This window comes from Paractinoplanes hotanensis (assembly GCF_023717965.1).
Classification (GTDB): Bacteria; Actinomycetota; Actinomycetes; order Mycobacteriales; family Micromonosporaceae; genus Actinoplanes; species Actinoplanes polyasparticus.
The window spans coordinates 198,452-212,163 of sequence record NZ_JAMQOL010000012.1 but is presented as its reverse complement, the minus strand read 5'-3'; the positions used below and the strand labels follow the sequence as shown (position 1 = coordinate 212,163).

6 protein-coding genes and 1 pseudogene are annotated in these 13,712 nt (G+C 73.8%); all 7 read left to right on the top strand.

Features of this window, described 5'->3' with window-relative positions:
* Nucleotides 1-858 (top strand): annotated as a pseudogene (locus LXN57_RS10775) (hypothetical protein); the annotation flags it as partial.
* Nucleotides 855-1,169 carry a hypothetical protein gene (locus tag LXN57_RS10770; protein WP_251797895.1) on the top strand — a complete coding sequence of 105 codons (315 nt, stop codon included), beginning with the start codon at nucleotides 855-857 and terminating at the stop codon, nucleotides 1,167-1,169. The pseudogene LXN57_RS10775 and the gene LXN57_RS10770, both read left to right, overlap by 4 nt.
* Nucleotides 1,130-5,113 carry a type VII secretion protein EccCa gene (gene eccCa, locus LXN57_RS10765; protein ID WP_251797900.1) on the top strand — a complete coding sequence of 1,328 codons (3,984 nt, stop codon included), beginning with the start codon at nucleotides 1,130-1,132 and terminating at the stop codon, nucleotides 5,111-5,113. Before LXN57_RS10770 ends, eccCa begins: the two co-directional genes overlap by 40 nt.
* Nucleotides 5,114-5,140: 27 nt before the next feature.
* The gene (eccD, locus tag LXN57_RS10760; protein ID WP_251797894.1) at nucleotides 5,141-6,547 is read left to right on the top strand and encodes a type VII secretion integral membrane protein EccD; all 1,407 of its coding nucleotides are present in this window, start codon (nucleotides 5,141-5,143) and stop codon (nucleotides 6,545-6,547) included.
* Nucleotides 6,548-6,553: 6 nt separating this feature from the next.
* Complete coding sequence (gene eccB / locus LXN57_RS10755) at nucleotides 6,554-7,906, top strand: type VII secretion protein EccB (RefSeq protein WP_251797893.1); 1,353 nt, start codon at nucleotides 6,554-6,556, stop codon at nucleotides 7,904-7,906.
* A gap of 5 nt (nucleotides 7,907-7,911) precedes the next feature.
* On the top strand, nucleotides 7,912-10,512 hold the full coding sequence (locus LXN57_RS10750; protein WP_251797892.1) for a hypothetical protein: 2,601 nt from the start codon (nucleotides 7,912-7,914) through the stop codon (nucleotides 10,510-10,512).
* On the top strand, nucleotides 10,509-13,706 hold the full coding sequence (locus tag LXN57_RS10745) for a right-handed parallel beta-helix repeat-containing protein (RefSeq protein ID WP_251797891.1): 3,198 nt from the start codon (nucleotides 10,509-10,511) through the stop codon (nucleotides 13,704-13,706). Before LXN57_RS10750 ends, LXN57_RS10745 begins: the two co-directional genes overlap by 4 nt.
* Nucleotides 13,707-13,712 lie beyond the last annotated feature (6 nt).

Genomic DNA, 13,712 nt, shown 5'->3' with positions numbered 1-13,712 from the left:
ACCACTCCGGTCGAGCCTGGCCCGACCACTCCGGTCGAGCCTGGCCCGACCACTCCGGTCGAGCCTGGCCCGACCACTCCGGTCGAGCCTGGCCCGACCACCCCAACCGAGCCTGGCCCGTCGACCCCGGTCGAGCCCGGCCCGGCTACTCCGGGCGAACCTGGCCCGACGACCCCGGCTGAGCCAGGCTCTGGAGCTCCCGAGGCGCCGGCTCCGCCCGGCTCGACTCCGGTTGTCCCGGAGACGCCCACGTCCGGACCGGAGCCGTCGGCCGGCTCGTCGGCCCCGGCCGGGCCCGATCCCGCCCCGGCCGCCGCCGCCGAATCGGCCGACGCCACGGCCGCCGCCGAATCGGCCGACGCCACGGCCGCCGCCGAATCGGCCGACGCCACGGCCGCCGGCGCCGTCGTCGCGGGTGCGGTGACCGCCGGGGCAGTCACAGCGATCGCCGGAAGCTCCCCCTCGGCTCCGGCCGCAGCCGCTCCGGCACCCGCGACGGCCCCGCAGCCTGCGACCGCTCCGCAGCCCGCGACCGCTCCGCAGCCCGCGACCGCTCAGCAGAGTTCTCTGCCCAACCCCGTCCGGGACACCCCCGCGCTCGCCGATCACCGTGGCGGCGGCGTGGTCGGCAGCCCCGTCAGGCCCCCCAAGGCCGACGAGGACGACCGTGACGACCTGGAACGCCCCGCCCCCGCCGCCTTCCTCGGCGAGGACGACCGCGCGTGGGGGGCCACCGGCACCTCCCGCCAGACGGGCGACGACTACGTGCCGGTGGTCCGGCCGGACGAGGAGGACGACGACATGTCCGGATGGGACGACGCCGACGCCGCCTGGCTGAGCCCGGCGGGTGAGCGATGACCGGCCGCGCCGTCTGGCGACGGGCGGCCGCTGCCGCCGAGGAACCGGCCGAGGAGCGCCGTCTGCGCTGCGGGGGCCGTGAGCTGTCCGTCGAGGAGCGCTACCAGCTGATGCGGGAGCGGCGCCTGGCCCGCAAACGGGAGCAGCAGGAGGAGGCGGCGGCCGGCAAGCCCGAGCCGAAGCCTGACGAGGAGGAGGACGAACTGAGGGTGGCCGAGCGCTTCCGCAACGACCGGTACGCGGTGAAGCTGCTCAAGCAGGACGACGACGCCTGGGGCGGGCGCGCCGGCGGCCCGGGGGATCTCGGATGAGCACTGTCACCGTCAAGCGGCCGCCGCGCGCGGCCGGTCCCGAGGCGCCCGAGGGCCGCGTCGAACTGCAGGAGCCGCCGCTGATGGCGGAGGAGGCGCCGCTCGACTTCCGGTCGTTCGCCATGATCGTGCCGATGGGGCTCGGCATGGGCGCCATGATGGCCATGTTCGGCCTCTACAGCCGCGCCCCCGTCATGTACGTGATGGGCGGCGCGATGGCCGCAGGCATGCTGCTCATGGGCGTCATGCAGATCGGCCGCGCCGCCAGTGACCGCAAGCGGAAGATGCGGGGCGAGCGGCGGGACTTCCTGCGCTACATCGCCCAGCTTCGCAAGCAGGCCCGAACCGCCGCCGACCAGCAGCGCCGCCACGTGCTGTGGAACAACCCGCAGCCGAGCTGGCTGTGGTCGCTGGCCATGAGCAGCCGGCTGTGGGAGCGGCGGCCCAGCCACGACGACTTCGGCCGGGTACGGATCGGGCTGGGCCGGCAGAACGCCGTGCTCACGTTCAGCCCGCCGTCGACCAAGCCGATCGAGGATCTTGAGCCGCTGGCCTCCATCTCGCTGCGGCGGTTCTCCGAGGCGTACCGCACGGTGAACGGCATCCCCATCTCGGTCGGGCTGCGCAGCTTCACCAGCATCGAGTTCGAGGGGCCGGTGGACCCGGTCATCGACCTGGCCCGCGCGATGGTCGCCCAGCTGGTCACCTTTCACGCCCCGGACGAGCTGCGGGTGGCCGTGCTGGCCGAGGAGGTGCACAGCGCGCCCTGGGAATGGGTCAAGTGGCTGCCGCACAACGCGCACCCCACCGCCTTCGACGCGGCCGGGACGGTACGCCTGTTCGCCGGGGCCCACGACGACCTGATCGAGCTGCTCGGCCCGGAGATCACCGACCGCGGCGACCACGACCGCACCGCCCGCCCGAGCGCCACCGAACCTCTGCTGGTGATCGTGGCGCACCTGGCCGAGCTGCCCGACAGCTCGCGGCTGCTGGGCGCGGGCATCCGCAACGTGGTCCTGCTCGACCTGACCGGCGACATGCCGGGCGGCCCGAAGGTGCTCCGCCTGACCGTGGACGGGGACGAGGTGCGGTTCCCGGCCGGCGACACCACGGGGACGGCCGCCCGGGACGCGCTCGGTCCGGCCCAGTGCGACGCGCTGGCCCGGATCATCGCGCCGAAGCGCACGAGCGGGACACTCGACGTGGTCGACGAGCCGATGGACTCGAGCTTCGAGCTGACCGCCCTGCTCGGCATCCGGGACGCGTACACCTTCGACGTGCCGGCACTGTGGCGTACCCGTCAGCCGCAACGTAACCGGCTGCAGGTGCCGATCGGCGTGACCGAGGAGGGCGAGGTCATCGAGCTCGACCTGAAGGAGTCGGCGCAGGGCGGCATGGGCCCGCACGGCCTGCTGATCGGCGCCACCGGTTCGGGCAAGAGCGAGCTTCTGCGGACGCTCGTGTGCGCGCTCGCCGCCACCCACAGCTCGGAGATCCTCAACCTGGTGCTGGTCGACTTCAAGGGCGGCGCCACCTTCCTGGGCATGGAGAAGCTGCCGCACACCTCGGCCGTCATCACCAACCTGGCCGACGAGCTGCCGCTGGTCGACCGGATGCAGGACGCGCTGCAGGGGGAGATGACCCGCCGGCAGGAGGTGCTGCGGGCCAGCGGGTACGCGTCGCTGTTCGACTACGAGAAGGCCCGGGCGGCCGGAGCGCACCTGGTCCCGTTCCCGGTGCTGCTGATCATCGTGGACGAGTTCAGCGAGCTGCTCTCGAGCAAGGCCGAGTTCATGGACCTGTTCGTCTCGATCGGACGGCTCGGTCGCAGCCTCGGTGTCCACCTGCTGCTGGCCTCGCAGCGGCTGGACGAGGGCCGGATCAACCGGGTCGAGGGCCACCTGTCGTACCGGATCGCATTGCGCACCTTCTCGTCGATGGAGTCGCGGTCGGTGATCGGCGTGGGCAAGGCCTACGAGTTGCCGCCCGAGCCCGGCAACGGCTATCTCAAGCTGGACACCACCAACCTGGTGCGCTTCAAGTCCGCGTACGTCTCGGGGCCCTACTCCGGAACCGGCGCGCCCGGCGACCGCCGTGAGGACGACGAGCAGACCGAACTGGATGTCGTGCCCTTCACCACGCGGCAGGTGGACGTGCGCCGCGATCCGGGCCGCCCGAAGCCCGCGGCGCCGGCCGCGCCCGTCGCCGACGAGACCGGCCCGAGCCTGATCGAGGTGCTGCTCGACCAGCTGGCCACCTCGGGCCCGCCGGCCCGCCAGGTGTGGCTGCCCCCGCTGTCGGCCGCGCCGAGTCTCGACTCGCTGCTGCCCAGCGTGGTGCCCGATCCGGTACGCGGCATGACCGTCGAGGACCCGGCCGCCCGGGGTCGCCTGCGCGTGCCGGTCGGCGTCGTCGACCGCCCGCAGGACCAGCTGCGCGAGCTGCTGATCGCCGACCTGGGCGGCGCCGACGGCCATGTCGGCATCGCCGGCGCGCCACAGAGCGGCAAATCCACGCTGTTGCGCAGTCTGATCCTGGGCCTGGCCTTCGCCAACACGCCGCGGGAGGTGCAGTTCTACGGGCTGGACTTCGGCGGTGGCGGTTTGTCGTCTGTCGCCGGGCTGCCGCACATCGGCTCGATCGCGACCCGGATGGAGCGCGACCGCGTGGTCCGCACGATCCAGGAGATCGGCCAGGTGATGGAGCAGCGCGAGGCCGAGTTCGCTGCCCGCGGGCTGGACTCGATGTCGGCCTACCTGGCGGCCCGGCAACGGGGCGAGATCGACGATCCGTTCGGCCACGTGTTCCTGGTGATCGACGGCTTCTACACGATGAAGCAGGACTTCGCCGAGCTCGACTCCCGGTTCCAGGAGCTGGTCTCGCGCGGCCTGTCGTTCGGCATCCACGTCATCATCACGGCCACCCGCTGGTCGGAGATGCGCACCTGGCTCCGCGACCTGATCGGCACGAAGCTGGAGTTGCGGCTGGGCGACGCGATGGAGTCGGAGGTGGGTTCGCGCAAGGCGGCCACCGTGCCCAACCAGCCGGGCCGCGGTCTGACCGCGGACGGCCTGCATTTCCTGGGCGCGCTTCCCCGCATGGACGGCAGTTCCCAGGTGGACGACCTGGCCGAGGCGACCAAGGCGGTGACCGGGGAGATCGGCACGTTCTGGCCGGGGGCGCCGGCGCCCGGCGTCCGGTTGCTGCCGACCCGGCTGCCGGTCGGGCAGTTGCCCGAGCCGGAGCCCGAGTTCAGGGTCAGCCTGGGGCTGGACGAGCAACGCCTGGCCCCGGTGTGGCACGACTTCATGGCCACCCCGCACCTGCTGGTCTTCGGGGACAACGAGACCGGGAAGTCGAACGTGCTGCGGCTGGTGCTGCGGGCCATCCAGCGGCGCTACACCCCCGAGCAGGCCAAGGTGGTGCTGGGTGACTCGCGGCGTGACCTCGACACCGCGCTTCCCGCCGCCTACCAGGTGGGCTTCGGCTTCACCGGGGACAAGTTGTACGACCTGGCCGGCCAGGCCTCGGTGTCGATGAACCGGCGGGTGCCGGGCCCGGAGATCTCCTCGGAGCGGATGCGCCGCCGCGACTGGTGGGACGGCCCCGAGCTGTTCGTCGTGGTCGACGACTACGACCTGATGACCAAGGGGACCGGCGCCGGGTCCGCCCTGGACCCGTTGCTGCCGCTGCTCGCGCAGGGGCTCACGATCGGCCTGCACGTGATCGTCGCGCGCAGCACCTCGGGCGCGATGCGGGCCATGATGGACCCGGTCATCCGCCGCATGTGGGAGCTGGGCACGCCGGCCACGTTGCTGTCGTACCCCAAGGAGGAGGGCAAGTTCCTGGGCGAGGCGCCACCGCGGCGGCTGCCCCCGGGACGCGCTCAGCTGGTGACGCGCCGGGGCGTGTCCCTGATGCAGACCGGCCTGGTCGATGAGTAGACCCGGTGTCGTGAAAGGACTTCGCGGATGACCACCGCCATGGACCGGCAGCTGTGCCGGATCACCGTCATCGGCCCGGATCGCAAGATCGACCTGGCCGTGCCCTCGGCGACCCCGGTGGCCGGGCTGCTGCCGGTGCTGCTGCAGCACACCTCGTCCGGCCGCCGCCTCGAGAGCGACGAGCCCGAGGGCGCCTGGGTGCTGCAGCGGCTGGGTCAGACGCCGTTCGAGCTGACCGGCACCCCGGAGAGCCTGGACTGGCTCGAGGGCGAGGAGCTTCATCTGCGCCGGGCCGAGGACCCGTTGCCCGAGCTCGACTTCGACGACGTCGCCGAGGGCATCGCGACCACGGTGAACCGCCGCCCGGACCGCTGGCAGCCGGAGTACCGGCGGGTGCTGTTCCTGATCCTGTCGGTCGTGGCGATGGGCGTGCTGGCCGCGGTGCTCACCGACCGGGGTCCGGTGCTCCCGCAGGTGATCGCGGCGGGGGTGCTGGCGGCGGCGTTCCTGACGGCTTCGCTGGTGTACGCCCGCAAGGTCGCCGACGGCGCGTTCGCGCTGCTCTTCGGCCTCGGCGCGGCGGCCTTCGCGGCCCTGTCGGCGTCCAGCGCGGTCGACGGCGACCCGGCCGGCATCGCGGTCACCGGCCCGGCGCTGCTGGCCGCGGTGACCGCGGTGGCCGCCGTGGCCACGACGCTGCTGGTGGCCCAGCGCACGGTCACCCCGCACCTGCCGTTCGCGCCGATGATGGTCGTCGCGGTCACCGGGGCCGTGGTCGCCGGCGTGCTGCTGATGCAGCGCGGCTCGGGCATGACCTCGCCGCGCGCCGCGGCGATCGCGGTGGCGATCGTGGTCGCGGTGATCGTGGCGGCGCCGCGCGCGGCCGTGAAGCTCGCCCGGCTGCGCGGGCCGCAGCTGCCCAAGACCGGCTCCGACATGGCGTACGACGTCGAGCCGGCCCCCTCCGAGGTGGTCCGCCGCCGCACTGACGACGCCGACACCTACCTCACGGTTGCCCTGGTCACCTCGGCGCTGGTGCTGCCCGTTCTGTTCCACTTCACCCTCGGCTCGCCGGGCTGGCCGGGCTGGACCCTGGTGCTGGTGGTATCGGGTGCAATCCTGTTGCGCGCGCGTACCTTCCTCGGCCTGTGGCAGCGGCTCGGCCTCACCGCCGCCGGTACCGTCGGCCTCCTCATGGTGATCATGCGACTGTCCTCGATGCTCTCCGGCGGCTGGCGCTGGGTGCTGCTGTCGGGGTTGCTGGCGATGGTCGTCCCGCTCGTGCTGGCGGCGATGCGGCCCTGGCCCCGGCGCATGCTTCCGTTCTGGGAGTACGCGGCGACGTTCCTCGACGTGGCCACCGGCGTCGCCGTGCTGCCGATCCTCGCCCAGATCCTCGGCCTGTACGCCTGGGCCCGCGGGCTCTTCGGGTAGGCCGCGGTGCAGACCCAGCGGGACCACGTCCACGCCCACACCTTCATGATGGGCCGGCTCAGCTCGGCCCTGGTCGAGGGCGACCCCACCGGCGCCGAGATCCCCGGCCGCCGCGCGCAGACCGGCCTGCTCGTCGGCCTGATCCTGCTGCTGCTCCTGGTCGGCGGGTTCATGGTGTACGGCTGGATCGTGCCCGGCGGCAGCAAGGCCTACCGGCAGGCCGGGGCGATCCTGGTCGAGAAGGAGACCGGCAACCGCTACGTCTATCTGGACGGCGAACTGCACCAGACGCCCGACCTGACCTCGGCCATGCTCATCCAGGGCGCCGCCGCCAAGATCAAGCTGATCTCGCGCAACTCGCTGAAGGACGTGCCCCGCGGCCTGCCGCTCGGCGTGGCCGGGGCGCCGCAGCAGATGCCCGCGCCCGACGCGCTGACCAAGGGCCCGTGGCTGGCCTGCCTGCCCGGCTCGGTGGCGCCCGGCGCACGCGTGTCCGGGCTGGGCGTCAATCTGGACCCGGACACCCCGGCCACCCCCTTGGGCGAGAACACGTTCCTGGTCGTCCGGGATCCCGGCGGCACGCCCTACCTGCTGGCGAACTACCTCAAGTACCGCATCGACGACGACGCCGTGCTGGTCGCGCTGGGCGCCGGCGCCATCAACCCGCCGGTCGCGCCCGCGATGTGGCTGGGCTGGCTGGGCGACGGCCCGGCGCTCGCCCCGGCGAGGATTCCCGGCGCGGGCTCCGACGGACCGCGGGTCGGCGAACGGTCGTACGCGGTCGGGACGCTCTTCCGCGAGGGCGGCGACCAGCACTTCGTGCTCAAGCGGGACGGTCTCGCGCCGATCAGCCGCACCGAGTTCCTGATCGCCGACGCGAAGACCCCGGGCCCGCCGGTGGCGGTGGACCCGGCCGATGTCGTGAGCGCCCGCCGCTCGGCCGACCGGTCCCTGCTCGACCGGCTGCCCGACCTCGCGTCGCTGCGCCTGGCCGACGCCTCCGGCCAGGCGGTCTGCGTGCAGCAGCGGCCCGTCGCGCCCGAGGTGGTCGGCAGCATGGTCGTGCTCGCGCCGACCTGGGCGGCCGCTGTCTGGCCCGACGGGAAGACGACCGTGGTGGCCAGGCGCGGCAGCGGCATGGCCGTGCTGCCGGTGCCGCTCGCGTCCAAGGTGGCCGCGAAGAAGATCTCCTTCATCTCCGACGAGGGCGTGGCCCACCGGCTGGCCGACCAGACCACGGTCGCGTCGCTGAAACTGGCGGGCGCCGCCCCCGTCCCGTTCCCCAAGGAACTGCTAGCGGCCCTGCCCGAGGGGCCTGTGCTGAGCCGTGAAGCCGTCACCAGCCTGCCGAGAGGGTAGAAACCGTGGTATCCATCCGCAGCCTGCTGCGCGGTGACCGGGACAACCCGGGTCACGGCGTCGTCCAGCACACCGTCGGCAACGCGCTCGTGCTGCACACCGAGGACGCGATCAGCGCGGAGGCACAGTCGCTGGCCCTGACCGTGGTCGAGGACACCGAGAACGACGTGGTGGTGCTCGATCTGGGGGCGGGCCTGCCGATCAGCTCCTGGGAGTCGATGGCCGGGGTGCTGCCGCGCCGCCGCCGCGGGATCCGGTTGATGGCGTGCGGCGAGCAGCGCAACGGGGCCGCGATGGCCGGCCAGTGGTTCGCCGAGAGGCTGGGCCGCACGGTCATCGCCCCGGACGGCGACCTGATCCGCGGGGCCGCGGGCGGCCTGTTCGTGCACTCCGCGCCCGGGCCGTCGGCCGCGCGCAGCGGCTGGGTGCGGTTCCGGCCCGGGCGGACGCCGGCGTGGCACGCCAAGCGCTACCCGACACCGCTGTGGGACCAGGCCGTTACCGAGAGCCGGGTCTCCAGCTCGACCGGGGAGATCGAGCCGCTTCCGGGCGGCGTCTGGATCCACGACGTGCGGGAACCGGAGGTCGTCGCCGGGCACCGCGAGCGCCTGGTGGCCGACGTGCCGTGCCAGCCCGAGGTGATGACCGTGCTGCTGGGCTGCCCGGGCACGCCCGCGCTCTCGCTGGACGACGTCGTGCGGTTCTGGCGCGACCTCGACGAGGAGAGCCGGGCCCGGGCCCGCTTCGTCCAGTACGGCGACGTCCGGCTGCCCGAGGGCGAGGCTTTCGGGCAGGCGCTGGCCGATCTGCTCGGCACCCAGGTGGTCTGTTACACGGGCGTGCCGATCGGCTCACCGGCCAAGTTCGAGGTTCGCACCGTTCGCGAGGACGGCGTGCTCGGCTGGCCCCCGTTCGCGCTGGAGCTCAAGTATCAGCCCCGGGCCCACCCGAACTCGAAGGGCCGCCGGCCGTCGATCGTGAGCCACCGTGGCCCGCTGCGCTGGGTCGAGGAGGTCGAGGACCGGATCTACTGGTACGCCCCGGACGCCGTCATCGAGGTGGTGCAGGCGGGCCTGTGGATCCGCCCGGCCGAGGAGCCGCCGAACGCCGAGCGGGTCCGCGCCACGCGGCTCGACCCCGAGGGCCGCACGCTGATCTTCGACGACTCGGCCACCGAGCGCAGCGGCCGGATGCGGGAGCTGGCCGAGGACCTGGCGGCCCGGATCGACCCCGTTCTGGGGGAGGAGAGCGCGCTGTTCCCCGCCTCGGTGCTGGTGCCCGGGCAGAAGCCGGCCGGCCGGGCCGACGCGGTGCTCTCCGCGGCCCTGCCGGTGGCGCCCGAACCGGCGAAGGCGATCGAGGCGCCCACCGTGGCGCCGGCGTTGCCCGCCCCGCCGGAGGCGCCCGCCCTGCCGGTCGCGACGGTCTCGGTGTCGCCGGTCGACCTGGCGCCGCCGGTCTCGCCCGCTGCCCTTCGCATCCCGATGGCGGTCGCCCCGTCCGTGGAGATCCCGCCGCCTCCGGCCGCCGGTCCGGGAGCACCGGTGGAGTCGGCCGGGCGCCTGTCGCCGGCTGAGCCGGTCGCGCCCGCGCGACCCGCGCCTCCGGTGGCGCCGCTGTCCGTGCCGGCACCGGCCGAGCCGATGACCGTCCCCGGGGCCGTCCAGGCCGTCACCATCCCCGAGCCGGTCGTGCCGGCTGTCCAGGCGCCGGCCGTCGTTCAGTCCCCGGCCGCGAAGTCCCCGGCGGAGCCGGACCCCGCGCCAGCCGCGGACGAGGTGCGGCGCCAGCCCGTCCCCGCCGCGTCGGCCTCGGCCCTGCTGCCCGGGCGCCGGCCGCTCGACGAGGAGCGCTCCTGGCTGCGGCGCACGCTGAGCCGCGAGTTCGACACGATGGCCAGCTCGGTCGCCCGCATCATGTCGGAGCACCCGGGCCTGCAGGGCTCGGGCGGGGTCAGCGCCGACGACATCCTGTCCGATTCGGTGGCGGTCCGGCTCTACCTCTCCCGCCGGGGCACCGGCATCGACGCCGGGCTGCGGTCGGGGGTCAGCGGCCCGCACGTGCCGCTGGCCCGCTGCGTGGTCGCCGGCCTGTCGCGGCTGCCCTCGTTCCGGGGCACGACGGTCTATCGCACGACCCCGGCCGGCGTCGAGTGGGACCGCTACCGCGAACGCCGGCTGGTCACCGACTGGTCGTTCGTCAACGCGCTGACCGGCCCGTGCGAGAGCCAGCAGGGCGACACCGACGTGCTGTTGTGGTCGATGACCGCCCGGCGGACCGCGCTGCTCGAACCCGACGGTGACGAGCATGTCGACGACCGGGTGCTCTTCCTGCCCGGCACCCACTTCAAGGTCCTCGAGCTGCGCGAGCCGTCCGCCGACGGGCGCGGTGCGGTGCTGATGCGCGAGATCGGCGCCAACGAGATCGACGAGGACGGCCGGGTCGACCCCGAGCGGGTGTCGCTGGACGAGCTGGCCGTCACGTCGCTGCGGCGCAGCATCGAGCGCTGGGCCACGGCCGACCCCAAGCGGCGGGTCGGACCGGCGGCCGGGGACCGCTTCGGCCTGCTGCCCGGGCTGGACCGGGCGGGGGTGACCGCGCGATGAGCCGCCACCTGGTGGTCGGAGGTGGACAGCCGGGCGCCTTCTCGACGATCGGCGCCGCCCTGGCCCGGGCCGAAGCGGGCGCGACCATCACCGTCCACTCCGGTCGGTACGCCGAGAAGCTCGTGGTGGGACGCCGCGTCACGATCAGCGCGGCCGGCGACGGCCCGGTCGAGGTGCGCGTCGAGGAGGGCAGCGTGCTGGTCGTCCACGGCGAGGGCGCCCAGCTGCGGGGGATCACGCTGGCCAGCGCCGACGGCAAGCTGGCGGCGGTCGACGTGTACGCCGGCGAGGTAGCGCTCGACCACTGCGTGATCATCGGGGCCGCCTGGACCACGCTGCTGGCCCGGCTCGACGGCTCGCTCGCGCTGCGCGACTGCGAGGTGCGCAGCCCGGCCGGGGCGGGCGTGGTGGTCACCTCGGCCGCGCCCAGCACGATCGAGGACACCGTGATCACCGAGGTCGGCACCTCCGGGGTGGTGGTCACCGACAAGGGCGTGCTCACGTTGCGCCGCTGCGCCGTGCGGGGCACCGGCGCCAACAGCGTCTGTGTCAACGGCGACGGCCGGCTCACCGCCGAGCAGTGCGAGATCAGCGGGGCCGGCAAGCCCGCCGTCGTCGTCGAGCAGCGCGGCTGGGCCCGGATCCAGCGGCTCACCGTGACCGGCAGCGGGAACGTCGATCTGTTCCTGCGGGGCGAGATCGACGTGCTGATCAGCGACTCCCGCTTCACCGGGGCCGCGCTGCAGTCCGCCCACGTCGCCGATCGCGCCGCGCCCCGCTTCGAGCGGTGCGACTTCGAGGGCGCCGGGCACACTGCCGTGCACATCACCGGCCAGGCCAAGCCGAGCTTCACCGACTGCACGTTCGCCGACGCGCCGGTCGGCATCAGCGTCGAGGACGAGTCCGCGCCCCGCTTCGAGGGCGCCACGCTGCGCGCCCCGGCCGTGGTCGGCGGCTCCTCGGCGGTGGTGGTACGGCGGCTGCGCGCGTCCGGCGCCGGCCTGTCCGTCCAGGGCGGCGCCACCCTCGACGGCGCCGACCTCGACATCAGCCACACTCCGGCGCTGGAGCTGCGGGAGGGCGCCCGGGGCACGATCCGCGAGGCGCGGCTCGGCGGCCCGGTCACCGTCGACGGGGCCACCCTCGACCTTCGGTCGGCGCTGGTGCGCGCGGCGGGCGTCCGGGTCACCGGCGGCGAGCTGCGGCTGCGCGACACCGAGATCAGCGAGGCGCCGGCCGACGGCGTCGAGGCCGGCCCGGGGGCGGTGGTGCTGGCCACGGAGACCCGGATCCGGCGGGCCGGCCGGCACGGCGTCGCGCTCGGTGCGGGCAGCCGGGGCGAGTTCACCGACTGCGAGGTGCTCGGCAGCGGCGGCGCCGGGTTCGACGTCGAAACCACCGAGCCGGTCACCCTGACCCGGTGCGTGGTGCAGGACAGCGGCGGTGAGCAGGTGCGCCGGGCGGCCGGAGCGCAGGTGAGCGGTGAGGTGCTGAGCAACGGCCCGGTGTCGGCCCCGCCGGCCACCGCACCGGAGCCGGCTGACGAGGAGCCCGCGGGCGAGCTCGACGGGCCGCTGCGCGAACTGAACTCCCTGATCGGCCTCAAGGGGGTCAAGCACGAGGTCACCGCCGTCATCAACCTGATCAAGATGGCGCAGGTGCGGCAGCAGATGGGTCTGCCGATGCCGCCGATGAGCCGCCACCTGGTCTTCGCCGGCCCGCCCGGCACGGGCAAGACCACGGTGGCCCGGCTGTACGGCTCGGTGCTGGCCGAGCTGGGCATCCTGAGCAAGGGGCACATGGTCGAGGCGGCCCGGGCCGACCTCGTCGGGCAGTACATCGGCTCGACCGCCATCAAGACCACCGAACTGGTGACCAAAGCGCTCGGCGGCGTGCTGTTCATCGACGAGGCGTACACGCTGTCGGCCGGTTCCGGCGGGTCCGGGCCGGACTTCGGCCAGGAGGCCATCGACGCGCTGATGAAGATGATGGAGGACCATCGCGACGAGCTGGTGGTGATCGTGGCCGGCTACTCGGAGCTGATGGAGAAGTTCCTCGAGTCGAACCCGGGCCTGGCGTCCCGTTTCACCCGCACCGTGGAGTTCCCCAACTACTCGGTCGAGGAACTGGTCACCATCACCTCCAACCTGGCGGCCAAGCACTACTACGAGCTGACCGACGACGCGGTGGACGCGCTGCGCGCCTACTACAGTCGGGTGCCCAGGAATTCGACGTTCGGCAATGGCCGGGTGGCCCGCAAGCTGTTCGAAGCCATGATCAACAATCAGGCGTCCCGGCTGACCACCGCGCCCCCGGCCAAGGACAACGAGCTGAACCGGCTGACCGCGCTCGACCTCGCCCCGGAGGTGGAGCTGCTCGAGAACCTCCCGGTCGAGCAGCCGGGCCCGCCGGACGTGGCCGGCAACCCGGCCGGCGCGATCAACGCCACTCGCAGCTGGCGCCGGGTGTGCGGGCTGGTCGGCGCGGCGCCGGTGCGCGACGCCATCGGCGAGGCCCTGCTGCAGGCGTGCGAGCTGCGCAACCGCCGCCGGGCGTACGGGAAACAGGCGAACGTCCTGTTCACCGGCCCGCTCGGCAGCGGCCGCAGCGAGTTCGCCCGGCTCTACGCGGCCGGGCTGTCCGAGCTCGACCTGGTGCCGGTCGGCCAGCTCATCCGGGTGAGCACCGCCCGGGAGCTGGCGCCGCAGTGGCCCGGCCAGACCCGCAACCTCGTCGAGGCGGCGATGGCCGATGCCGAGGGCGGCGTCCTGCTGGTCGACTACGCCGGTGACGACGGCGCCGGCCCGGACGCGATGACCGAGCTGGTCGACGCCATGCGGCGAGCCCCGTCGGGCCCGGTCGTGGTGCTGCTGGCCGAGCACGAAGCGGCTCGTGTGTTGAGCACAGCCGTGCCCGCCCTCGACGAGGTTTTCGGACGGCGTTGGGACATGCCCGCCTACACCGCGCCCGAGCTGGCCGAGATCGTCGTGCGCCATCTGGTCCGGCGGGGGCACGAGGTACCCGACGACGTGCGGGCTGCCCTCGCCGAGATCGTGTCCGAGCTGCCGGACCGTACGGTCCGGGCGGCGCACCTGCTCTCCTGGGGCCTCACCCGCACCGCGGCGTCGCGCACCCTCGCGCTCGCCGACCTGACCGTCCAGCGGCACAGCGTGGGCCTGGCCGCCGTCTCCTAGGAGGTG

Coding starts and splice junctions, on each gene's coding strand:
- LXN57_RS10770 (WP_251797895.1), top strand. CDS start 855: ATGACCGGCCGCGCCGTCTGGCGACGGGCGGCCGCTGCCGCCGAGGAA.
- eccD (WP_251797894.1), top strand. CDS start 5,141: ATGACCACCGCCATGGACCGGCAGCTGTGCCGGATCACCGTCATCGGC.
- LXN57_RS10745 (WP_251797891.1), top strand. CDS start 10,509: ATGAGCCGCCACCTGGTGGTCGGAGGTGGACAGCCGGGCGCCTTCTCG.